19 protein-coding genes are annotated in these 23,024 nt (G+C 75.1%); 5 read left to right on the plus strand and 14 right to left on the minus strand.

Features of this window, described 5'->3' with window-relative positions:
* The 7 genes from ACQP12_RS11845 to ACQP12_RS11875 form a co-directional block, all read right to left on the minus strand.
* Window positions 1–312 carry a S24/S26 family peptidase gene (locus tag ACQP12_RS11845; RefSeq protein WP_357949386.1) on the minus strand — a complete coding sequence of 104 codons (312 nt, stop codon included), beginning with the start codon at window positions 310–312 and terminating at the stop codon, window positions 1–3.
* A complete protein-coding gene (locus ACQP12_RS11850; RefSeq protein ID WP_433287411.1) occupies window positions 309–2,087 on the minus strand; it encodes an ABC transporter ATP-binding protein in 1,779 nt (592 codons plus the stop codon). The genes ACQP12_RS11845 and ACQP12_RS11850 overlap by 4 nt, the downstream gene beginning before the upstream one ends.
* 2 nt (window positions 2,088–2,089) lie before the next feature.
* A complete protein-coding gene (locus ACQP12_RS11855; RefSeq protein WP_433287413.1) occupies window positions 2,090–2,572 on the minus strand; it encodes a hypothetical protein in 483 nt (160 codons plus the stop codon).
* Window positions 2,573–2,636: 64 nt separating this feature from the next.
* Window positions 2,637–2,876: a hypothetical protein gene (locus ACQP12_RS11860; RefSeq protein ID WP_357949394.1), complete on the minus strand. Its 240-nt coding sequence runs from the start codon at window positions 2,874–2,876 to the stop codon at window positions 2,637–2,639.
* Between the two features lie 69 nt (window positions 2,877–2,945).
* Window positions 2,946–5,867, minus strand: a complete 2,922-nt coding sequence (locus tag ACQP12_RS11865) for a BTAD domain-containing putative transcriptional regulator (RefSeq protein WP_433287415.1) — start codon at window positions 5,865–5,867, stop codon at window positions 2,946–2,948.
* 107 nt (window positions 5,868–5,974) lie between these two features.
* The gene (locus tag ACQP12_RS11870) at window positions 5,975–6,637 is read right to left on the minus strand and encodes a response regulator transcription factor (RefSeq protein WP_357949399.1); all 663 of its coding nucleotides are present in this window, start codon (window positions 6,635–6,637) and stop codon (window positions 5,975–5,977) included.
* Window positions 6,634–7,749: a sensor histidine kinase gene (locus ACQP12_RS11875; RefSeq protein WP_433287419.1), complete on the minus strand. Its 1,116-nt coding sequence runs from the start codon at window positions 7,747–7,749 to the stop codon at window positions 6,634–6,636. The genes ACQP12_RS11870 and ACQP12_RS11875 overlap by 4 nt, the downstream gene beginning before the upstream one ends.
* Before the next feature lie 217 nt (window positions 7,750–7,966).
* On the opposite strand from ACQP12_RS11875, the gene ACQP12_RS11880 reads away from it, so the two are divergent.
* The 3 genes from ACQP12_RS11880 to ACQP12_RS11890 all read left to right on the plus strand — a co-directional run bounded on the left by ACQP12_RS11880 (window position 7,967) and on the right by ACQP12_RS11890 (window position 10,681).
* Window positions 7,967–8,389 (plus strand): DUF6223 family protein, encoded by a 423-nt coding sequence (locus ACQP12_RS11880; protein ID WP_433287421.1) that lies wholly within the window; start codon window positions 7,967–7,969, stop codon window positions 8,387–8,389.
* A 229-nt stretch (window positions 8,390–8,618) separates the two neighbouring features.
* The gene (locus ACQP12_RS11885) at window positions 8,619–9,011 is read left to right on the plus strand and encodes a MerR family transcriptional regulator (RefSeq protein ID WP_357949408.1); all 393 of its coding nucleotides are present in this window, start codon (window positions 8,619–8,621) and stop codon (window positions 9,009–9,011) included.
* Entirely contained in the window at window positions 9,008–10,681 is a 1,674-nt protein-coding gene (locus ACQP12_RS11890; protein ID WP_433287424.1) for a cation:proton antiporter, read from the plus strand. The genes ACQP12_RS11885 and ACQP12_RS11890 overlap by 4 nt, the downstream gene beginning before the upstream one ends.
* 91 nt (window positions 10,682–10,772) lie before the next feature.
* Here ACQP12_RS11890 and ACQP12_RS11895 read toward each other — a convergent pair whose 3' ends face one another.
* The 4 genes from ACQP12_RS11895 to ACQP12_RS11910 form a co-directional block, all read right to left on the minus strand.
* A complete protein-coding gene (locus ACQP12_RS11895; protein ID WP_433287426.1) occupies window positions 10,773–11,240 on the minus strand; it encodes an N-acetyltransferase family protein in 468 nt (155 codons plus the stop codon).
* A gap of 65 nt (window positions 11,241–11,305) precedes the next feature.
* On the minus strand, window positions 11,306–13,831 hold the full coding sequence (locus ACQP12_RS11900) for an FtsX-like permease family protein (protein WP_433287428.1): 2,526 nt from the start codon (window positions 13,829–13,831) through the stop codon (window positions 11,306–11,308).
* Window position 13,832: 1 nt separating this feature from the next.
* On the minus strand, window positions 13,833–14,609 hold the full coding sequence (locus ACQP12_RS11905) for an ABC transporter ATP-binding protein (protein WP_433287430.1): 777 nt from the start codon (window positions 14,607–14,609) through the stop codon (window positions 13,833–13,835).
* A 36-nt stretch (window positions 14,610–14,645) separates the two neighbouring features.
* On the minus strand, window positions 14,646–14,777 hold the full coding sequence (locus ACQP12_RS11910; RefSeq protein ID WP_433287432.1) for a hypothetical protein: 132 nt from the start codon (window positions 14,775–14,777) through the stop codon (window positions 14,646–14,648).
* A gap of 138 nt (window positions 14,778–14,915) precedes the next feature.
* Here ACQP12_RS11910 and ACQP12_RS11915 point away from each other — a divergent pair, with 138 nt between their 5' ends.
* Entirely contained in the window at window positions 14,916–15,167 is a 252-nt protein-coding gene (locus tag ACQP12_RS11915) for a heavy-metal-associated domain-containing protein (RefSeq protein ID WP_433287434.1), read from the plus strand.
* On the opposite strand, the gene ACQP12_RS11920 is transcribed toward ACQP12_RS11915, so the two are convergent.
* The 3 genes from ACQP12_RS11920 to ACQP12_RS11930 form a co-directional block, all read right to left on the minus strand.
* A complete protein-coding gene (locus ACQP12_RS11920) occupies window positions 15,164–18,145 on the minus strand; it encodes an AfsR/SARP family transcriptional regulator (RefSeq protein WP_433287436.1) in 2,982 nt (993 codons plus the stop codon). The genes ACQP12_RS11915 and ACQP12_RS11920 overlap by 4 nt on opposite strands.
* Before the next feature lie 124 nt (window positions 18,146–18,269).
* Window positions 18,270–19,337: a flavin-containing monooxygenase gene (locus ACQP12_RS11925; protein ID WP_433287438.1), complete on the minus strand. Its 1,068-nt coding sequence runs from the start codon at window positions 19,335–19,337 to the stop codon at window positions 18,270–18,272.
* A 23-nt stretch (window positions 19,338–19,360) separates the two neighbouring features.
* Window positions 19,361–19,558 (minus strand): heavy-metal-associated domain-containing protein, encoded by a 198-nt coding sequence (locus ACQP12_RS11930; RefSeq protein ID WP_433287440.1) that lies wholly within the window; start codon window positions 19,556–19,558, stop codon window positions 19,361–19,363.
* A gap of 218 nt (window positions 19,559–19,776) precedes the next feature.
* Here ACQP12_RS11930 and ACQP12_RS11935 point away from each other — a divergent pair, with 218 nt between their 5' ends.
* Window positions 19,777–23,016 (plus strand): heavy metal translocating P-type ATPase, encoded by a 3,240-nt coding sequence (locus ACQP12_RS11935; RefSeq protein WP_433287442.1) that lies wholly within the window; start codon window positions 19,777–19,779, stop codon window positions 23,014–23,016.
* The last annotated feature ends 8 nt before the right edge of the window (window positions 23,017–23,024 follow it).

Here is a 23,024-nt window from a genome sequence, read left to right on the forward strand (position 1 = left end):
TCATCGCCTCCCTCTGGCCACGCCGAGGATCGCCCGGCGTGGCACCGCTCCGAAATGCCGCGAGTCCTGGCTGCGGGCGTTGTCCCCGCGTACCGTCACGGCGCCGTCGGGCTCGATCCGGTGCACCCGCTTGACCATCCACGTCAGCTCCGCCTCCGGGACGACGTCGCGGGCCCGGAAGACGACGAGGTCACCGGCGGCCGGTGTCCGCCCGACCCGGACGACGAGCAGATCGCCGTCGTGCAGCGTCGGCGCCATGCTGTGTCCGCGTACGACCACCACGCGCCAGCGGCGGCGCAGCCAGCCGGTCACGTCGCCGCCAACTGGTAGCCACCGGCCTGGAGGCGGAACAGGCGCGCGTACTCGCCGTCGGCCGCCATCAGCTCGTCGTGCGCCCCCGACTCGATGACGCGCCCGGCGTCCAGCACGATGATGCGCCGCGCGTCGCGCAGGGTGCTGAGCCGGTGGGAGATCAGGAGCCCGGTACGGCCGTGGCGGATGCGGGCCAGCGAGGCGTGCACGCGGGTCTCGGCGTCGGCGTCGAGCCCGGAGCTGGGCTCGTCCAGGATCAGCAGGTCGGCGTCGGCGCGCATCAGGGACCGGGCGAGCGCGACCCGCTGCCACTGCCCGCCGGAGAGCGTCACCCCGGGCTCGCCGTCCTGGTCGGCGAAGGTGCGGCTGAGCAGCGTGGCGTACCCGTGGGGGAGGTCGCGGAGGCGGTCGTGGATCTCGGCGCGGGCGGCGGCGGCCTCGACCTGCTCGGGCGTGTGCGGCAGCCGGCCGATGCCGACATTCTCCGCGGCGGTGAGGTCGTAGCACATGAAGTCCTGGAACACCGCCCCCATCCGCCGGCGCACCGTCTCGACCCGTAGGTCGCGCAGGTCCACGCCGTCCCAGGTGATCCGGCCGCGGTCGGGGTCGTAGAACCGGCAGAGCAGCTTGACGAGGGTGCTCTTGCCGGCCCCGTTGAGACCGACGAGCCCGACGGCCTCGCCGGCGTCGATGGTGAGGTCGACGCCCCGGAGGATCCAGGGACCGTCCTCGTCGTAGCGGAACCACACGTCCTCGAACCGGATCGCGGCGCGCAGCGGCGGGGCCGGCCGGGTCCCGTCGACCAGGTCGGCGGGAGTGTCGAGAACGGCGACGTAGTGCCGGAACAGCCGCATCGCGGTGCCCGCCTCGCCGAGCTGACCGGCGATGCCGGCCAGGCCGCTGTGTGCCGCGGCGAGCGCGGCCAGCAGGAGGGTGAGGTCACCGAGGCTGAGGCGGCCGCGGACCGCGGCGTTCACCGCGACCACCGTCGCGGCGAGTGTCGCGGCGACGCCGGCCAGCGCCCAGCAGGTCTGCACCGCCGTGGCGTGCCGCGCGGCGGCCAGCTCGATCCGGGCGGCGGCCCGCACGGCGCCCGTGAGCCGGTCGTGGAAGAACCGGCCGAGATGGTAGAGGCGCACCTCCCGGGCGGCGCGCAGGTCGGTCAGCACGGTCTGGAACAGGAACCGGGCCCGGAACAGGCCGGCGCTGTCCTCCACGGCCCGCGCGGCCCGGCGGGACAGCCGCAGTTGAATGAGGAACTCGGGCGCGGCCACGGCGAGCAGGAGCAGGCCGGCCGGCGGCCAGAGGGACGTCAGGATCGCGGCGAAGCCACCCACCGTCACGACGTTCTGGGCCACGTTGACCGCGAACATGACGACCACGTACGGCGTCTGGTCGGCGGCCTGCTGGGCCAGGGCCAGCCGATCGCGCAGCGCCGGCTGCTCGAAGGGGCGAAGGCCGAGGAAGCCGTTCAGCTTCCGGTACAGCCGCACCTCGGCGGCGATCGTGATCGCGTGCTGCAACGCCGTGGTGAAGTAGCCGGACAGGCGGTTGGCGATCGCCGCCAGGGCGCCCAGGGCGGCGATCGCCACGGCGTACCAGGTCGCGGTCGACGGGCTGGCCGAGCGGCCCCGCCCGACCTCGTCGAACAGCAGCTTCGTGAACCACGCGACGCCCAGCGGCGGCGCCGCGCCGACGAGGACGAGGGCGACCACGGCGGTGAGCGCCTTCGGGTCGGCGCAACCCAGCCGCAGGGCGGCTCGCAGCGTGGCCACGATCAGGCCAGGACCGGAAGCTGGTGGCCGGCGTCCGCGACGACGCCGTCGACGATCGACAGCACGGCGGGGAAGCCCTTGACCTGGAACTCGCGCTCGGCGAGCTGTTCGGAGATCGTCGCCGTCTCGAAGGTGGTCAGGCGGGGCGCGATCGCGGCGGTCTCCTCCGGCGTGCCGATCATGAGGACGAGGGTGTCGTCGCGGTAGCGGTCGGCGTCGGCGGTGAGGTCGTCCAGGAGGGTCTGGCACGGCGGGCAGGTCGGGGTCAGCATGACCACCGTGCGCCGGCCGGCGGTCAGATCGGCGTGCGCGAAGCCGCTGACCCGCAGGCCCGGGGCGGGCAGCACCTCGGGGACGGGCTCGCCGTCGTGGGCGTGGCCGGCCTGCGCCTCGCGTAGCCGGCGGGCCAGCGCCAGGGTCAGGACGAGGTTGAGCACGGCGACGGCGCCGACGACAGCGAGAGCGGCGTAGGCGAAACCCGGCATGGGAACTCCTCGGCGAGTCAGGCGGGGGCCGCGCCGGCCGGCGCGGCCCCCAGGGGAGATCAGGTCAGCAGACGCCGGCCTTCTTGACGTAGCAGAGCGACCGGGACGTGGAGGTCACGCAGGCGCCGTTGCAGTTGTAGTAGCCCTGCCGGTAACGGCGGAAGTAGACGCCGCCCGAGCAGTAGCCGTCGGACGCGACGCACGCGCACGCCTTGCCGTTCTCCGGCACGCAGGCGCCGGCCTCCTCGCGGCCGAGCACCTTGCCGAGCATGGCGTCGCCGACCCGGTTGATGATCCTGGTCATGGGCAGACCTCCTTGTGAGGGGTGGTTGCCCGTCACTGTGCCGGTCGCCGCTGCGCCCGCCCTGCGCTTCTACTGCGCACCCGCTGCGCGCCGCCAGCACGCCAGCGATTCGCGCAGGTCACCGGCGTACGCGGCGTCGAAGTGCTCGAAGATGCGCAGCGCCTCCTCGCCCAGCGCGACGGCCCGGTCGTGCCGCCCCAGCGCGGCCTGCGCCCGGGCCAGCAGGCTCAGCGAGTTCGCCAGCGGGAACGGCTGCCCGATGCCCCGCAGCATCGCCACCGAGCCCTCCAGCTCGGCCACCGCCCGGCCCGCGTCCCCCTCTTCGAGGTGCACCTTCCCGAGCAGCCGGCGGGAGATCGCCTCGCCCCACCCGTGGCGCATCCCGCGGAACGCCGGTGCCGTACGGGTCAGCAGCCGTCGCGCCGAGTCGCGGTCGCCGGCGGCGAGGTGCGTCGCGGCCAGCGCCTGCTCGGCGGTGGTCACGCTCATCCGGTCACCGAGCCGCCGCGCGGCGGCCACCGCCCGCCGCAGGTGCTCCAGGGCCTGCGGCCACCGCTCGGCGTGCCGGTGCAGCAGCCCGAGGCTCTCCAGCGCGAGCGCCTCGCCCCACAGGTCGCCGCCGTCGGCGAAGAGCTGCCGGGCCGCGGCGCAGGCGGCGTGGGCGAACGGGGAGGTGTGCTGGTACTGCCCGTACTGCATGCCGAGAGCCAGCAGCACGTGTCCGCCGACCGGGCCGACCGGCCAGTGCGCGGCCGACAACCGCACCATGAGCAGCAGCGCGGCGTCCGCCTCCCGCAACCGGCCGAGCTGACGGCAGCACAGCGAGTAGCCCTGCAGCGCGACGAGCCGGTACGCCACCAGCGGTCCCCGGCTGTCGCGGTGCGCGGCGCGCAGCAGCGGCACGGCCTCGGCGTGCCGGTCCAGCATGCGGTAGGCGGTGCCCAGGTGGAGCCGCAGCGCCGTCCGGGTCGGCACCGGCAGGTCGGCGTGGCGGTCGAGCACGCCGCGCAGGCAGTCGACGTACTCGGGCAGGTGCTGGCTGCGCATCGTCGCGAAGTTGCCCATCGTGCAGGCCAGCCGCCCGGCCAGGTCGACCGCGTCCAGCTCCAGCAGGTCCCGCACCGCCGCGACCAGGTTCTCCCGTTCCGCCTCGAACCAGTCGACGGCGTCCCAGGCGTCGAGCACGGATTCCGCATCCGCTCCCGGCAGGATCCTGCAGGGCAGCGCCGCGTCGGCACGTTCGGCGTACGCGTGCAGCCGTGCGTACCAGTCGATCACCTGCTGGTCGGTGACGGCGGTGCGCTCCCGGGCGTGCAGCCGGACCAGGTCGTGCATCCGCACCCGCCCGCCGGGCTCGGCGGTCAGCAGGTGGGCCCGGCACAGCTGTTCCAGCAGCGGCTCGGTGGTGTCGTCCCACATCCCGAAGCTGCGCAGCGTCGTACGGCTGAGCACCGCGAGCAGCCGCGCGGCGGGCGGGGACAGCCGCTCGAACCCGACGGTGAAGGTGCTGCGCACGTCGAGCCCGTCGAGCGACAGCTCGTCGAGGCGGCGCCGCTCGTCGCGCAGCCGCTCGCGCAGCCGTGCCACGGTCATGGCCTCCCGTTCGGCCAGCCGCACGCCGGCGATGCGCAACGCCAGCGGCAGGCGCCCGCACAGCTCCACGACGGCGGCGGCGGCCCCGGCCTCCCGGTTGATCCGTTCGGCGCCGGCGAGCCCGGCCAGCAGCTCCAGGCCGTCGTCGAGGGGCAGGACGTCGAGCGCGACGACCTCGGTGCCGGGGAGTCCGGGCAACGCCGCCGTGCTGGTGACGAGCGCGGTGCTGCCACCGGGTGGCAGCAGCGGGCGCACCTGCGCGGCATCGGCGGCGCTGTCGAGCATCACCAGCATGGGATCGTCGGCGAGCACGGATCGATACAGCGCCGCGCGTTCCTCGGCCGCCACCGGGATGGCCGTGCCGGCCACTCCCAGGGCGCGCAGGAAGGCGCCGAGCACCGCGCCGGGCCGCGCCGGGTCGGCGGTGTTGCCGCGCAGGTCCGCGTACAGGCATCCGGCGGGGAAGCGGTGCCGGCTCTCGTGCGCCGCACGCAGCGCCAGCGTGGTCTTGCCCGTTCCCGCGAGCCCGGTCACCACGACGACCTGCGCCGCCCCGGCGGCCGGCGGGGTGCGCCCCAGCAGCGACAGCAGCAGTCCGAGCTCCTTGTCGCGCCCGACGAAGTCGCCGGTGGCGCCGGGAAGCTGGTTGGGCCGCACCCAGGCCCGCCGGGACGCCTCCCGCTCGCTGCCCAGGATCTCCCGGTGCAGCTGTTGCAGCTCCGGCCCCGGGTCGATGCCGTGCTCCTCCGCGAGCACCCGGGCCCCGTCCCGGTACACGGCGAGTGCCTCCGCCTGCCGGCCGCTGCGGTGCAGCGCCGTCATGAGCTGGCCGCGCAGCCGCTCCCGCAGGGGCCGATCCCGCACCAGCGTGGTCAGCTCCGGCACCAGGTCCTGGTGCAGGCCGAGCGACAGCAGCGCGTCGACGCGCAGCTCGACCGCGTGCTCGCGCAGCTCGCGAAGCCGGTCGCGCTCGGCGTCGACCAGGCTCGTGCTGACGTCGACGAAGGCCTCGTCGCGCCAGCGCGCCAGGGCCCGGTCGAGCAGCTCCACGGCGCAGCGGGCGGCGGTGGCGGCGGTGGCGGCCCGCACATCGTCGGCGAACTCCGCCGCGTCCACGACGACCGCGGCGTTCAACTGGTAGCCGGGGGAGAGGGTGAGGATCAGCTCCGGCGTCGTCGCGCGCCGGATCGAGGCGACGATCGCCTGCACCCGGTTACGCGCCCCGGCGGGCGGGTGCTCCGGCCAGAGGCCGTCGATCAGGCGGTCGACGGAGACGATGCGTCCACTGTGGGCCGCCATGCTCGCCACGAACGCCCGCTCCAGCGGGGCCAGGGAAACGGCCACCCCGTCGACGCTCAGCTCGGTCCGTCCGAGAACGCCGATCCGATACCCACGCACTGCGCAAAGCTAGCGCGGCGTCCGCGGGGTCGCGCTCGCGAGTATCCGGTGGGCGCCGGGGTCTCCGGGAGGGCGGCCGGCAACCGCCGTCCCGCCCCGACCGGGTGTCAGGCGGTGCGCGGGGACACCAGGCCCGACTCGTAGGCGAGGACCACGAGTTGGGCGCGGTCGCGGGCGTGGAGCTTGGCCATGGCCCGGTTGATGTGGGTCTTCGCGGTCATCGGACTGATCACCATGCGATCGGCGACCTCGTCGTTGGACAGTCCCTGCGCGACAAGGGCGACGGCCTCGCGTTCGCGGTTGGTCAACTCGTCCAGCCTCGCGTCGGCGCCGGTGTGGAGGGGCTGGGTGACGTACCGGTTGATCAGCTTGCGGGTGATCGATGGTGCCAGCAGGGCGTCGCCGCGGGCGGCGACGCGTACGGCGTGCAGGAAGTCCTCCGGCTGGATGTCCTTGACGAGGAACCCGGCCGCGCCGGCGCGCAGCGCGTTGAAGACGTACTCGTCCAGTCCGTAGTTGGTCAGGATGACGACGTGTACCCCGGCCAGGGCCGGATCCGCGGCGATGCGGCGGGTCGCCTCGATGCCGTCGACGACCGGCATCTGAATGTCGATGAGCGCGATGTCGGGCAGGTGCTCCCGGGCCAGCGCCACGGCCTCGCCGCCGTCGGCGCCCTCGGCGACCACCTCGATGTCGTCCTCGATGTCGAGGAGCGCGCGGAATCCGCTGCGAAGGAGCGGCTGGTCGTCGACCAGCAGGACACGGATCATGAGAGCTGGTCCACGGGAAGTTCGGCCTGGACGGTGAAGCCGCCCTCGCGGCGCGGCGCCGCGATCAGGTGACCGCCGAGGGCGGTGACCCGTTCGCGCATCCCGAGCAGCCCGACGCCGGGCACCGGAGCGCTGTCCGGCGTGGTCCCGCCGTCGTCGTCGATCCGGATGAGCAGGGCGTCGGGGCGGTAGTCGATCCGGACCCAGGCGTTGGTGGCGGCGGCGTGACGGGCGACGTTGGTCAGCGACTCCTGGATGATCCGGTAGGCGGTCCGGTCCACCGCGGCCGGCACGTCGTTCCGGCGTCCCTCGATCGACAGCTTCGCGTCCAGGCCGGCCGTCCGGGCCCGTTGCACCAGGTCCGGAACCTGGTCGAGGCCATGCGGCCGGCTCCGGTCGTCGTCGCGCAGCGCCTCCAGGGTCGCGCGCAACTCCCGGGCCGCCTCACGGCCGGCCTCCCGGATCGCCAGCAGGGACTCCGGCACCTGTTCGCCCCGCTTCTGGGCCAGGTGGACGGCGACCTCTGCCTGCACCTTGATGACGGAGATCTGGTGGGTGAGCGAATCGTGCAGCTCCCGTGCGATGTGCAGCCGCTCCTCGTCGGCGCGGCGCCGCGCGGTCTCCTCGCGGGTGCGCTCGGCCTCGTCCGCCCGGCGCTCGGCCTGTCGCAGCGCTTCACCCGCCGCGCCGGCGGCGATCAGCCAGGCCAGCTCGAGGGCGCCTCGGGCCTGCGCGAACGCCTCGCCCGTGTCGTGCAGACCGGAAACCATCGCCGCGACGGGGAGAGCGGCCAGCATGAGCACGCTCGCCGCCACCGTGACGGTGCGGTGTCCGGCCCGCACGGCGGCGTACACCGCGAACAGGTACGCGACGGCCGGCACGTCGAAGCCGGCCGCCTGGTGCCCCACCGCGCACAGCCCGGTGACGGCCAGCACGGGAACCGGGGCGCGGCGGCGCGCGGCCAGCGCCAGGCCGCCGGCCGTCAGCAGCGCGTACCCGAGCAGGTCGGGGCCGGTGGTGGAGTGCTGCCCGGACAGCCCGGTGACCAGCAGGATCGCCGCCACGCCGACGGCGACCACCCAGTCGCTGACACCGATCCGTCCCTTACCCATGCGCGCACCCTAGCGGGATGTCCACCCCGGGCGACTCCTGCGCGCGGACGATCGGCCGGCTACCGCGGACGCGGTACCCGGCCGTGTTCTGCGACATCCGTGGCAGCCGGATGCGTCGCACGCGGCAGCGTGAAGTGCCCGCGCCGGCAGGACGACAGGTGGCGGGGCGGCGGACAGGATCAGACACGTCCGATCGTCGAAGGAGAAGGAGCACCTCATGTCCACCCGTCACCTGTTCACCGCCACCGCAGCCGCCCTGGTCGGGGGGTTCGGGCTTGCCACACCGGCGGCCGCGCACGTCTCGGCCCCGTCGGCCGCGGCCGATCCCTCCACCCTGACCACCGGGCGACTCGTGGGCAGCGTGGCCGTACTGGTGGCGCTGGCCGGCGTGGTCGTCGGTGGGCTGGCGCTGGCCCGCTCCGCCGGGCGGATCGGCAGCGGCAACGGCAGGCGAGGGGCCGTCGTGGCCCTGGTGGCCGGGCCGACCGGCATGGTTGTCGGCGGGCTGGTGGTGGCCGCCGCCAAGGGCGGTCCCGGCACCGGCTACGGGATCGTCGGTGGCTTCCTGGCCCTGGCGATCGGCCTGATCGCCGCGGTCCTCGGCTGGCTCGCCCTGGCCCGCTCCCGCAGCGCTGCCTGACCGCTCGACGGGGCGGCGGGTGGTCGCGGGCGCGGGGAGACCGTCGCCGCTGGCGCGTTCCTGCCGGCCGGCTGGGCCGCCCGCACCCGCACCGCCGTCGCCCTGCGCACCGGGTGGCGGGGGCGGGCGTCATGCGGGGGATCGCCACTCCTGCTCGTCGGGATCTGTACGCTAAAAACCTCACACGATGTGAGTTTCAAGCCCGGGTGGCGGACGACACGGGGGAGTCATGCGGATCGGCGACCTGGCGGCGCGGGCCGGGGTGAGCGTGCGGTCGCTGCGTTACTACGAGGAGCAGGGCCTGTTGATCAGCAAGCGCAGCACCGGCGGGCATCGCTACTACACCGAGGACGACGTCGACCTCGTGCGCTACATCCAGCGGCTGTACGCGGCGGGCCTGTCCAGCCAGACGATCCTCGAGGTGCTTCCCTGCCGGCAGGCGCCGAGCGACGCCAACAGCGACGCCGCGTTCGCCCGCCTCACCGAGGAACGCGACAAGCTGAGCAGCCACATCGCCGATCTGACCCTCACGCGGGAGTCGCTCGACGAGTTGATCAGCCTGAACCGCACCCGCCGGGCGGCGGCCGGACGTGGTGGACGTGAGGAGGAAATGAGTACGTGAGTCCCGAGAGCCTGTTGGTGTTCGTCCTGGCGGCCGTCGCGGTCATCATCTTCGCGCGGTGGCTGGCCTCGCGGACCGGTCTGCCCTCGGCGGCGCTCCTGACGCTGATCGGCATCCTCTACGCGCTGCTACCGGGACCGAACATCACGCTGGACCCGCACATCGTGCTGACCATCGTCCTGCCACCGTTGCTCTACAGCGCGGCGCTCGATTCGTCACTGCTGGCGATCCGCAGGAACATGCGCATCGTGGTCAGCCTGTCCGTGGTCCTGGTGCTCGTGACCGCGTTGGCCATCGGGCTGGGGTTCCACCTGTTCGTCGCCGGGGCGACCCTGGCCGCGGGTGTCGCGGTCGGCGCGGCCGTCGCGCCTCCCGACCCGGTGGCGGCGCTCGCGGTGGGCCGGCGGGTGAATCTTCCGCCGAAGCTGGTCACCATCATCCAGGGTGAGGGGCTGCTCAACGACGCCACCGCGTTGACGATCCTCAGCGTGGCGGTGACCGCGGCCGTCAGCGGCACCTTCTCCTTCCCCGCGGCCGCCGCACAGTTCGTTCTCGCGGCGGCCGGCGGACTCGTGGTGGGCGCCGCGGTCGCCTGGGGTGTGCGTCTGGCCCGGCCGCTGACCAGGGATCCGTTGCTGTCCAACGCGATCTCGCTCGCCACCCCCTTCGTGGCGTTCCTGCTCGGCGAGGAGTTGCACGTCTCGGGGGTCCTCGCGGTGGTGGTCGCCGGGCTGATCGTCGGGCACCACACGCCCCGGCTCGCCTCCGGCGCCAGCCGGCTCCAGACCAGCGCGGTGTGGCGGCTGGTCGACTTCCTTCTCGAGGGGTTCGTCTTCCTCCTGATCGGGCAGCAGTTGCCCGAGGTCGTGAAGGGGCTGCGGCAGTACGACACCTCCACGATCGTCATCGCCGTGGCGGTCTCGTCCGGCGTGGTCCTGCTCCTGCGCCCGCTGTGGCTGGTCCTGAACCAGTCGCTCCCTCGCTGGATGCACACCCGCCTCGGCGGCGCCTCCGAGGACGACGACGACACCGCCGGCTCCACCCGCAGCGCCGCCTCCGAAGCGCGCAACGCCCGGCGGCTGACCGGCCGCGAGGTCGTGGCGCTCAGCTGGTCCGGCACCCGCGGGGTCATCACCCTCGCCGCGATCTTCACCCTGCCGCTCGCGACCGACAGCGGGGCACCGTTCCCGGACCGGGATCTGCTGTTGTTCTGCGCGTTCATCGTCGTACTCGTGACGCTGGTCGGTCAGGGGCTCACCTTCGCGCCGCTGGTGAGCGCGTTGGGTCTGCGTGCCGACGAGGCGGATCAGGTCCGGATCCGGAACGAGGCACGGTCGGCATCCGTCGAGGCCGCCCTGGCCCGGCTCTCGGAGATCGTCGTCGAGGAACCGGAGCACATCGACGCCGTCGAGACGATGCGCGCGCAACTGCAGAGCCGGTTGACCCGCTACCGGGGCCGCCTCGACCTGCTCCAGGCGGCGGACCTGTCCGGGATGCCGGTCTCACCCGAGTACGAAGCGGCGTTGCGCATCCGCCGGGCCGCGATCGATGTCCAGCGCGAGGAGCTGTTGCGGTGGCGGGACGCCGGCCGGCTGCCGGACGAAGGGCTGCGCGTCCTCGAACGCGAACTGGACCTTGAGGAGCTCCGCCTGCCCACCCGCATGCCGTAGGAGGCCCACGAGAAGCTGACCTCGACGGTTCATTCCGCCCGGCGGAGGAGACCTCACCTTCGAGGAGCCACCCGGCCAAGGCCCCGCACAGCTAGAGCAGCGGGAGATAATCCTCCGGACGCCAGCCGACGATCACCTTGGTGAACAGCCGCGCGCCGAGCCGGCCGTAGAACCGCTGCGCCGCCACGTTTTCGGGCTTCACCTCCCACCGGATGGCGAGCCGGTCGACGGCGGCGCATCGGGCGAGCGCCGTCATCAGTTCTCGCCCCACCCCGCCGTCTCGGGCCTGCGCGCGGACGTACAGGTCGTCCAGTGCGAGGATGTCCCCGCCGGTCCACAGGTGCAGCCGGCGCTGCGCGGACACGTAGCCCAGGGGTTCGCCGGCCCGCTCGGCCAGCAGGACCGTGACGTCGTCCCTCCTGAGCAGTTCGTGCCACCGCTCGGCGGTCACCGTGACGTGCGCGCTGTCGCCCTCGTGGGCGGCGATCTCCCGGACCAGGGTGTCCACGACGGGCGCGTCGTCCGGGCCGGCCCGGCGGATGCTGATGGTGTCGTTCATGGTGCTCTCCTTTTCGAGGTGGCGGCCGGGCGGCACCGGACGCGGCCGGTGCCGCCCGGGAGGGATCACGGGGTGTCGATCGCGGCGAGGACGTCCAGCCTGGCGGCGCGCCGGGCGGGCAGCAGCCCGGCGAGCAGGCCGGCGGCGAGGGCGACGGCCAGCACGAGCAGCAGCCGGCCGGCCGGCACCGCCAGCACGGTCGGAGCGTCCCGCCCCAGCGCGCGGACCGTGGCGGCGCCGAAACCGACGCCCAGCACGATCCCCAGCACGCTGGCCAGCGCGGCGACGAGCACCGCCTCGCCGCGGATCATCCAGCCCAGCTGCCGGCGGGTCATCCCCACCGCGCGGAGCAGCCCGATCTCCGCGGTGCGCTCGGTGATCGACAGGGCGAGGGTGTTGGTGATGCCGAGCAGGGCGATCAGCACGGCCAGCATCAGCAGGACCGTCACCAGGCCGAGCACCTGGTCGATCATCTGGGTCCGGCCAGCCACCGCGGCGGCCTGGTCGCGCACCTGCGCGGTCGGGGTGTCGGCCAGGGCCGCTGTGATCGCCCGCTCGGCGGCGGCCCGGCCCGTCCCGTCGGCGGTGCGGATGAGCACGCTCGCGTCCATCTCCTCGCTGTAGAGCCGGGCGAAGGTGTCCAGCGAGATGAGGTAGTCGGTGGAGAGTGCCCTAGCGTCCCCGTCCCGGAGCAGGCCAACCACCGGAAGGCTGCGGGTGCCGGTCCGGGAGAAGGTCATGGGCAGCTCGTCCCCGACGGCCAGGCCCCGGTCCCGGGCCACGTGCTCGGCCAGCACGATGCCCCCGCCGGTCAGTGCCGCCAGGTTGCCGGTGGTGAAGTGCAGGGACGTCACCCGGGGCAGCGTCGCCGGGTCCACGGCGGTGAGAGCCTGGGTGGCGTCCCCGTCGCGCCAGTGCCCGTAGCGCAGCCGGGACGCGACCGCCACCTCGGGCAGCCGGCTCACCCGGTCGTACACGGCGGGGGAGAGGCCACCGAGCATCTCGTTGCGGGCGCTCTCCACGACGTGGTCGGCGGTGATCACCTCGGCATAGGACGCCCGGACCGAGCTCTTGACCGACGTGCCGAGGACGGCCATGAAGCTGATCAGCGCGAGGCCGAGCGCCAGCGCCAGGGCGGTCGCCGCGGTGCGTCGCGGTGTGCGGGCCGCCGACTCGTTGGCCAGCCGGCCGGTCACCCCGACGGCCAGGGGCCGGCCGACGAGGCGTACCAGGATCGGGGTGATGGCCGGGCCGAGCAGCGCGAGCCCGCCGACGGCGCCCAGCGCGCCGACGCCGAGCAGCGGGACGGGCGCGCCGGCGGCGAGCACCGCCGCGGTCGCGGCCAGACCGGCTGCGGCGGCCAGCGCACCCGTGATCACCCGGAGCCGTCCGGTGCGGGCGGCGGCCGCCTCCCGCAGCGCCGCGACCGGCGCCACCGCGGCCGCGCGCCGCGCCGGCCCGACCGCCGAGCCGACCGTGACGAGGACGCCCACGGCGAAGGCCACCAGGACGGTACGGGCGGTCAGCACCAGCGCGCCCTCCGGCAGCGGTACGCCGAACGCCCCGGCCAGGTTCCGGATGCCGGTGGCGGCGGCGACGCCGAGCCCGAGCCCGACGGTCGAGGCGGCGAGCCCGACCAGCAGGGCCTCGCCGAGGACGGAGCGCAGCACCTGCCCACCGGTCGCTCCGGCGGCCCGCAGCAGGGCGAGCTCCCGGGTCCGCTGGGTGATGACGATGGAGAACGTGTTGGTGATCAGGAACGCGCCGACCAGCAGGGCCGCCGCCGCCAGGGCGAGCAGCACCAGTTGCAGCCAGCTGAGCTGGTCCCGGGCGGCCGCCGCCCCGGCGGCCGCGATGTCCCGGCTCGGGGCGACCTCGTAGCCGCCGCCGACGGCGGCCGCGATCCGGTCCCGCAGGTCGTCCGGGGCGACGCCGGGCACGGCGACCACCGCCACCTCGGAGATGTCCGAGCCGAGCCGGAGCAGGCGCTGCGCCGACGGGAGGGTGACCAGGGCGATCGTGCTGTTGGGCAGGCCGCCGCGGGCGCCGAACCCGGCCAGGCCGACCACCCGCAGGCGGGCCGTGCCGGTCGCCCGGACCGTGACCGTGTCGCCGAGGTCGATGCGCTGAGCGTGGGCCGTGTCCTCGTCGATCACCACCTCGTCGTCGGCGGCCGGCGGCCGGCCGCTGCGCACGGTGAACGCGCCGACCGGTGGCGGCGCCCAGGAGGCCAGCACGGACGGGCCGCTCGGCACGACGGCCGTGCCGTCCACCTCCAGCAGGCCCTGGCCCCGCACCTGCGGCCGGGCGGCGGCCACGCCGTCCACCGCAGCGATCCGCTGCGGCAGGCCGGCCGGCAGCGGGTCCCGGGCGACCTCCACGCCCATGGCGGAGTCGAAGGCGACCGCGTCGCGCACGGTCAGGTCGACGCCGGCGGTCGCCGTGCGGAACTGGTCGTCGAGCAGCCGGCCGGAGGTGTCGGTGAGGATCAGGCCGCCGGTGGCGAAGGTGACGCCGAGGACGACCGCGAGCAGGGTCAGCGCCAGCCGGGCCCGGCGGGCCAGGGTGGTACGTAAGGTCAGGCGCCACATGTCAGTTCCCTCCGATGGCCGCGGGCGCGGCCAGGCGCGCCATGTGGGACAGGACGGCCGGCACGGTCGGCGTGTCGAGTTCGCCGTCGATCCGGCCGTCGGCGAGGAACACCACCCGGTCGGCGTACGCGGCGGCGTGCGGGTCGTGGGTGACCATCACGATCGTCTGCCCGAGCTCGTCGACGGCCTGTCGCAGGAAGCCGAGCAGCGCCTCGGCTGCCTGCGAGTCGAGGTTCCCGGTCGGCTCGTCGGCGAAGACGATCTCCGGGCGGGTCACCAGCGCGCGGGCCACCGCGACCCGCTGCTGCTGGCCACCGGAGAGTTCCCCGGGCCGGTGCCGTAACCGGTCGGTCAGGCCGAGGGTGGCCACCAGGTGGGCCAGGCGCTCGGGGTCGGGCCGGCGGCCGGCCAGGGTGAGCGGCAGGACGATGTTCTCCCGCGAGGTCAGGGTCGGCACCAGGTTGAAGGCCTGGAAAACGAAGCCGATCCGGTCGCGGCGCAGCAGCGTGCGCTGCCGCTCGGTCAGCCGGCCGAGGTCCGTCCCGCCGAGCAGGATCTGCCCGGCGTCGACGGTGTCGAGTCCGGCCAGCGCGTGCATGAGCGTCGACTTGCCGGAGCCGGACGGGCCCATGATCGCGGTGAACCGGCCGGCCGGGATGGACACGGTGGCGCCGTCCAGGGCGCGGACGGCGGCGTCGCCGCGGCCGTACGTGCGGACGACGTCCCGGGCCTGCACGGCGGCGGTGGTGGCGGGTGCGGGGGCGATGCTCGTGGTCATTGAAGATCTCCTGGCTCGTGCGTCCGGGGCGGGGGTTCAGCGGGCGGTTCGACGGTGCAGCAGGGTGCGGGTCGCGCGAACGGTGGCGGCGTGCCGGTCCCGGCGCAGTTGACGGACCAGTTCGGCGCGCTCCAGCAGGAACAGCTCGGCGGTGAGCAGGTGGTTCATGGCGACTCCTCGGTCAGGTGCGGATCGGTGACATGAGGAGAGTCGCCCGTCGTGCTGTCCGGACGCTGGCTGTCAATCCGGTGGGCGCGGACAGCGGATGGACAGCCGGCCGCCAGCGGCCCCGGCCAGGTTGGCGGCATGGTGGAACGGAACGACCGGACGGTGCCCGCCGCGGGCGCGACGCGGGTCCTGACGGTGACCGTGCCGCCCGGCATGTGCCGGCGGTGCGTCCGCGCGGTCAGCGGGCGGGTGAGCGACCTGCCCGGGGTGGTGTCGCTGGAGTTCGACGTGGACGCCGGCAGGCTGCGGGTGGGCGGGGAGGTGGATCCGGCCGCGCTGCGCCGGGCCGGCCTGGCGGTGTGCCCGGACGGCCCGGACTGCTCCGGTTAGCGGCCCGCCGTCAGGGCCGCGGCCGCTCGCCGGGCCGCGTCAGCCTCCTGCGGTCGCCCCGCGGCCGTCGCCGCCTCGGCCGCCAGCAACCAGAGCCGGCGCCGCGCCCACGGGAACTCCCGCTCCTGGAGCAGATCCAGGGCGCGGCGGCACTCGTCCGCCGCGCCGACCACGTCGCCTTCCGCGTGCCGGATCCGGGCCCGGCCCCAGGCGGCCCAGGCCTGGCAGCGTGGGTTGCCGCTGCGGCGGGCGGTGTCGTCCGCCTCGGCGAGCATCGCCGTCACCCCGTCGACCTCGCCCCCGTCCAGGCGGGTGTGCGCGAGCTGCACGAGGGTGAACGCCGTCGCGTGGGGGGAGGGGTTGCGCCGCGCCTCGGCCGCCGCTTCCTCCAGCGTGGCGATCGCCTCGTCCGGCCGGCCGGCCTCGCGCAGCGCGATGCCGAGGTGCGCCAGGATCCCGGCGGGCAGCAGCAGGTCGCCCGCCTTCCGCGTCCACTCGAGGCTGCGGGCCCACTGCTCGGCGGACCGCTCGAAGGCGCCGGTCCGCAGATCGAGCAGCGCTTCGACGTAGTGGACTGTCCCGTGCCACCAGGGGTCGTCGGTGTCGCCCCGCTCGCGGACCGCCTGGGCGACCATCGCCCGGTACCGGTCCGGGTCGCCGTCGTACTGGCCCTCCCACGCGACGACCAGCCGCGAGGTGGCGGTGTTGACCGGGTCGCCCAGGCGCTCGAACGCCACCAGGCTGTCCCGGGCCGCGGCCCGGGTCTCCGCGGTGGGGTAGTAGACGCCGAGCAGGCCGATCCGCTGCAGTGCGGAGGCCCGCGCGGCGGGCGCGGGGACGCCGGCGGCGAGCAGCGCGGTCAGGGCGCGCACCCCCTCGTACCGGGGGCCGTAGTTCCAGAACAGGAAGAGGGCGTCCGCCAGCCGCAGGCCGGCGTCGACCCCGTCGCGCCGGTCCAGGCAGCAGTCGATCGCGGCGCGGAAGTTGTCATGCTCCTCGGTCAGCCGCGCCCAGGCGTCGGCGTCGGAGCGCGCGTGCGGTCCGTACCGCTCGGCCAGCTCGATGAAGTGGGTGAGGTGCCGGTCGCGGGCCGTCTCCGTCTCGCCCGCCTCGGCGAGCCGGGCTGCGGCGTACTCCCGGATGGTGACCAGCAGCCGGAACCGCCCGGTCGCCGGGTCCGGCACCACGAGGGACCGGTCGACCAGGCGGAAGAGCAGGTCGAGGACCTCGTCAGCGGCCAGGCCGTCGAACGCGCAGACCTGCTCGGCGGCGGCCAGGTCCCAGCCGCCCCGGAACACCGCCAGCCGGCGCAGCAGTCGCCGCTCGGCATCGGAGAGCAGGTCGTGGCTCCAGTCGAGGGTGGCCCGCAGCGTGCGGTGCCGGGCCTCGCTGGTCCGCGCGCCCGCCGTGAGCAGCGCGAACCGGTCGTGCAGCCGGGCCGCGATCTCGGCCGGCGGCAGCGCCTTCACCCGCGCGGCGGCCAGCTCGATGGCCAGCGGCATGCCGTCGAGCTGCCGGCAGATGTCCGCGACCACCGGCGCCGTCGTCCCGTCGAGGACGAACCTGGGGCGCACCGCCCGCGCGCGATCGAGGAACAGGGCCACCGCCGGGCTGTCGCCCAGTCGCGCGGGATCAGCCGGCCCGTCGGGTACGCCGAGCGGCGCCACCGCGAGCTGGGTCTCGCCGGGTACGGCCAGCGCCTCCCGGCTGGTGGTCAGCACGGTCAGCGCCGGGCAGGCCGCGACGAGCTGTTCGACCAGTTCCGCGGCCTCGTCGATGACGTGCTCGCAGTTGTCGACCACGAGCAGGGTGCAGTCGCCGCCGAGCCAGGCCACCAGCGCGGCGGTCGCGGCCGGTCCCGGCCCGCCGGCGGGCACGCCGAGCTGACCGGCGACCGCCTCGGGCAGATCCGTTCCGCTCGGCAGGGCGGCCAGCCGGACCAGGTGCACCCGGTCGGCGAGGGCGTCGTCGACGTGGCGCGCCGCCTCCATGGCGAGGGTGGTCTTGCCGACGCCGCCCGGGCCGGTCAGCGTCACCACCCGCGCCTCGCGCAGCCGGTCGAGGACGCGGTGCACGTCGTCCTGACGGCCGATGATCGAGGTGAGCCGGCGGGGCAGGTCGTCGCGTTGCGGCGCCCGGGGGGCGGGGACCGGCGCCGACACCGTCCGGGCCGGCTCGGCCACGGGCGGCGCGGCCGACGCCGGGGCGGGCACCTGCTGGCGCAGGATCGCCTCGGCGAGCGCCTGGAGTTCAGGTGCCGGGTCGATGCCCAGCTCGTCGACGAGGCGGTGCCGCAGCGCGTGGTACGCGGTGATGGCGTCCGCCTGCCGCCCGCCCCGGTAGAGCGCCAGCATGAGCAGCCGGTGCAGGCGCTCCCGCAGCGGGTGGGTGGCGACCAGGCGTTCCAGGTCGGCGACCGCCTCGGCCTGCCGGCCGGCGGCCAGCAGCAGCTCCAGGCGGTCCTCCACCGCCCCCAGCCTCAGCTCCTCCAGGCGGGCCGCCTCCGCGAGGGCCCACTCGGCGTCTCCGACGTCGGCCAGGGCCGGCCCCCGCCAGAGCCGCAGCGCCTCGTCGAAGCGGGACAGCGCCACGGCCGGCCCGTCGCCGGTGGTGGCGCTGCGCGCCGTTTCCAGCAGCCGTTCGAAGCGGTACGCGTCCACCGCGTCCGCGGCGACCGTGAGCCGGTAGCCGGGGGCGCGGGTGACCAGCAGGTCGCCGCCCGCCCCGGCGGCCACCAGGGCGCGGCGCAGCTTGGACACCCGCAGCTGCAGCGCGTTCGTGGCATCGGCCGGGGGTTGCTCGCCCCAGAGCGCGTCGGTCAGCGCGTCCGCCGAGACCACCCGGCCCGCGGCGAGGAGCAGCCGGGCCAGCAGCGCGCGGGCCGCCGGGGCGAGTGGCGTGGCGGGACGGCCGGCCACCTGGAGCTCGACGGTGCCGAGCACCCCGAAGCTCACCGTGGGCTCGCTGTCCCGGCTCATCGCACTCCCGTCCGCGGCGGACGCTCGGGCCCGCTCCGGTCGCCGGGCGGCCGCCCGGGCGGGCCCCATGGTACGTCCCGACCGTCGTCGGAACGATCATCCGAGCGGCGGTGACCTGCACCGATCAGGCCGGGACCGCCGGTCGGGCCGGCGCCGGCCGGTCCTCGGCCAGCCGGGCCGCCAGCACCTCGGCGTCCCGGCCGACCCAGCCGAGCACCGCCGAGCCCCGGGCGCGTTGCCAGGGCAGGCCGAGGAAGTACAGCCCCGGCCAGTCCGTCACGCCGTCACGCTGGACGGGTGCGCCGGACGGGTCCAGCACCGGCACCTCCAGCCAGGGATAGTGCGGGCGGAAGCCGGTCGCCCAGATCACCGCGTCCACCCGCCGCCGCCCGCCGCCGGAGAACCGGACGTCGTCCCCCTCGGCGTCCACCACCCGGCCGACCCGGTCCACCCGCCGCAGCAGCCCGGCCACGTCGGTGCCGATGATCGGGTTCTGGGCGGCGATCCGGCGGCCCAGCCGGCTGCGCGAGCTCAGCCGCATGGTGCCCAGCCGGGAGAACCACCAGAAGATGTCCCGGCCCAGCCAGCGCTGCGGCAGCACCGGGCCGAGGGTCGGCGCGGCGAGCGCCACCCGGCGGCCGTCGTCGGCGAGTTCGGCGGCGATCTGCACCCCGGTGTTGCCGCCGCCGACCACCACGACGTCGTGCCCGGGCAGCTGGTCGGGCCGGCGGTACCGGCTGCTGTGCAGCTGCGCGACCCGCGGCGCGAGCTTCCGGGCCACGTCGGGGATCCGGGGCGTGTGGAACGCCCCGGCGGCGACCACCACGCGCCGGGCGTGCAGGGTGCCGGTCGAGGTGTCGACCGTGAAGCCGCCGGCCGCGCCGGGACGGACCGACGTGACCCGGCAGCCGAGCCGGACCGGCAGGGTGAAGTGTGCCGCGTACCGGGTCAGGTAGTCGGCGACCTCGTCCTTGCCGGGATGCCCGTCCGGGTCGCCCGGGAAGGGCAGGCCCGGCAGGGCGGAGAACCGGCGCGGGGTGAACAGCGTCAGCGAGTCCCACCGGTGCCGCCAGGCGTCGCCGACCCGGGCGTGCGCGTCGAGGATCGCGAAGGGCACGCCGGCGCGGCGCAGGTGGTGGCCGAGCGCCAGGCCGGCCTGGCCGCCCCCGACGATCACGGTGTCCAGGTCCATCGGTCCGTCTCCCCTCGTACCGGTCACGCGACCTGGTGGCCGGCTTCGCCGATGGCGGCCACCACCGCGGCCCGGTCGGCGTCGCCGTCGACCCGGACCGTACGGGTCGCGAGGTCCACCGCCACGGCGCGGACGCCGGCGACGAGACCCACCTCCTCCCGGATGGCGTCGACGCAGCGGCCGCAGCTGATGTTCGGCACGGAGAGCACGAGCTGGTTCACGGTTCACTCCTTCGTCCGGCGGGCCGCCCTCGTGGCGGCCCGGCGGTTCGAACCGTGCCGGGGAGCGCTGTCCGCGCCCTGTCGCGTACGCCGGGAGGGGCCGACGGGTCGCGGACAGCGGGCGGACAGCGGCGGCCGGGAGCGTGGCGTCACCGGCCGGCGAGGGCCGCCGGACCAGCGAGGGCGCCTGCGACGCCCGGTACGAGAGGAGCAGTGCGATGACGACACCGACGGTCGTCTCCGGCACGCTGGACATCGGCGGGATGACCTGTGCGTCCTGCGTCCGGCGGGTGGAGCGGGCGCTAAGCCGGGTCGAGGGCGTCGAGCGGGCCCAGGTCAACCTGGCGACCGAGACGGCGAGCGTGGTCTACGACCCGGCCCGGGTGGCCCCGCCGGCACTGGCCGCGGCGGTGGAGCGAGCCGGCTACACGGCCACCGTGCCGGCCGGCGAGCCGCGTGAGCCGGGCGGCGCGTCCGCGCCGGCGGCCGACGAGGACGCCGAGCGGGCCCGCGCCGAGGAGCGGGAGGTCACCCGGCTCAGGCGGACCTGGCAGCTCACCCTGGCCACCGGGCTGTCCATGATGGTGCTGATGTACCTGCCGCTGTCCGTCGACGCGATGGACTGGCTGATGCCGGCGCTGCTGGTCGTCGCGACCGTGGTGCAGTTCGGGGCGGGCCGGCCCTTCTACCGGGCGGCCTGGGCGGCGGCCCGGCACGGCGGCGTCAACATGCACACCCTGGTGGCCCTGGGCACCACGGTCGCGTACGCCTACAGCGCCTTCGTCACGCTCTGGCCGGCGGCCGCCGAACGGCTCGGCCTGCCGCTGCACGTCTACTTCGAGATTTCTGTGGTGGTCATCGCGCTGGTGCTGACCGGGCGCTGGATGGAGGCGCGGGCGCGGCGGCAGACCGGCGCGGCGATCGGGGCGCTGCTCGGACTGCGCCCGCGGAGCGCGCGGGTGCTGCGCGACGGCGTCGAGGTCGAGGTGCCGGTGGACCAGGTCGTCGTGGGCGACCTGGTACGGGTGCGGCCCGGCGAGAAGGTGCCGGTGGACGGCACGGTCACCGAGGGCGCCTCCACGGTGGACGAAAGCATGCTGACCGGCGAGAGCATGCCCGTGTCGAAGACGGTCGGGGACGTGCTCATCGGCTCGACCGTCAACCGGACCGGCGCTGTGGTGCTCCGGGCCACCGCGGTGGGCCAGGACACCACCCTCGCCCAGATCGTGCGCCTGGTCCGCGAGGCCCAGGGCGGCAAGGCGCCGATGCAGCGGCTGGTGGACAGCGTCTCCGCCTGGTTCGTGCCGGCCGTGCTCGGGCTGGCCCTGCTCACCTTCGCCGTCTGGGCGCTCGCCGGGCCGGCCGACGGGCGGCTGACCTTCGGCATCGGCACCGCCATCGCGGTGCTCATCATCGCCTGCCCGTGCGCGCTGGGCCTGGCCACCCCGACCGCGATCATGGTCGGCACCGGCAAGGCCGCCGAGCTGGGCATCCTCATCTCCGGCGGCGACGCGCTGGAGCAGGCCCGGCGGATCACCACCGTGGTGCTGGACAAGACCGGCACGCTGACCCGCGGCCGTCCCGACGTCACCGCGGTGCACACCGTCGACGGCGTCGACGCCGACCAGCTGCTGGCCTACGCCGCGGCGGCCGAGACCGGCTCGGAGCACCCGCTCGGCGAGGCGATCGTCCGGCACGCCCGCGCCCGCGACCTCGCCGTTCCGGCGGCGGAGTCCTTCGAGGCGGTGCCCGGGCACGGCGTCGAGGCGCGGGTCGAGGGCCTCGCCCTGCTCGTCGGCAACGCCGCCCTGATGCGGCGCCACGACATCGACGTGACCGCCCTGTCCAACCGGGTCTCCGGCGTCGCCGCCGCCGGCGGCACCCCTGTGTACCTTGCGCTCGACGGCCGGCTCGCCGGCGTCCTCGGGGTCGCCGACACCCTGCGGCCGGAGTCCGCCGACGCGGTGGCCCAGCTGCGCGCGCTGGGCCTGGAGGTGTGGATGCTCACCGGCGACAACCCCGTCACCGCCGAGGTGGTCGCCCGCGAGGTCGGCATCGCCCACGTGATCGCCGACGTCCGGCCCGAGGGGAAGGCCGCCCGGGTGGCCGCCCTGCAGGAGCGTGGCGCGGTGGTCGCGATGGTCGGCGACGGCATCAACGACGCGCCGGCCCTGGCCCGCGCGGACCTGGGGATCGCCATCGGCACCGGCACGGACGTGGCGATAGCAGCTTCCGACATCACCCTGGTCGGCGGCGACCTGCGCGGCATCGTCTCGGCGATCTCGCTGTCCCGGCGTACGGTCACCACGATCAAGCAGGGCCTGGGCTGGGCGTTCGGCTACAACGCCCTGCTGATCCCCGTGGCCGCCGGTGTGCTGTACCCGACCTGGGGCATCCTGCTCGACCCGTCGCTCGCCGCCGCGGCGATGGCCATGAGCTCGGTCAGCGTGGTCACCAACGCGCTACGGCTGCGCCGCTTCCGCCGCCCGGAGACGGCCGCCGCGCTGCGGCCCCGCCTGGGTGCCCGGCTCGGCGAGTGGGCGTACCTCACCGGAGTCGCCCTGCTCGCGCTCGCCGTGGGCGCCGGCTTCACCGCGCTCAGCCGCACCGACGCGGCCGCCCGAGGCATGAACGGGGTGCTGGCCTGGACGCAGAACACCGGCATGCCGATGCGACCGGCGATGAGCACCATGATGACCGCCGAGACCGAGCCCGTGGACGCCGAGGACGCCGGGGTCCGGGTCGATGTCCGGCTGCCCGCCGACGTCCTGCCCGGCCGGCCCGCCACGATCCGGGTCCGGATCACCGACGCGGAGAGCGGCCGGCCGGTCCGGGACGTGGGGCGCAGTCACGACGCGTGGATGCACCTGATCGCCGTGCGCGACGACCTGGCCAGCTTCGCCCACGTCCACCCGCAGCCGGTGGGCCGGCCCGGCGAGTTCGACGTGACGGTCACCTTCCCCACCCCCGGCCGGTACCTCGTGCACACCGAGTTCCGGCGCAAGGGCGAGCTGACCGACGTGCTGCAGCGCCACGACCTGGTGGTCGGCGACCCCGCGGAGGTCATCCACCAGCGGCCGGTGACGTCTGGGCGGCAGCAGGTCGTCGACGGCGTGCGGGTGACCCTGGATGGGACCGCCAAGGTCGGCGGCAGCCGCTTCACCTACCGCTTCGCCGACGCGGCCACCGGCCAGGCGCTGACCGGGCTGCGGCCGTACCTGGCTGCCGCGGGGCACGTGGTCGTCATGTCGGAGGCGGGCGACAGCTTCGCCCACGAGCATGCCGAGACCTCCGACGCCGACGGCCGACCGGTCTTCGCCCTGCCGGGTCAGACCTACGGACCGGACCTGGACCTGCACGTCGACTTCCCCCGCCCGGGCCGCTACCGGCTCTGGGGCCAGTTCCGCCTCGCCGACGGCCACGTGATCACCGTGCCGTTCACCGTCGACGCCCGCTGACCGACCCA

The sequence above is a fragment of the Micromonospora sp. CA-244673 genome (assembly GCF_050948395.1).
Taxonomy (GTDB): Bacteria; Actinomycetota; Actinomycetes; order Mycobacteriales; family Micromonosporaceae; genus Micromonospora.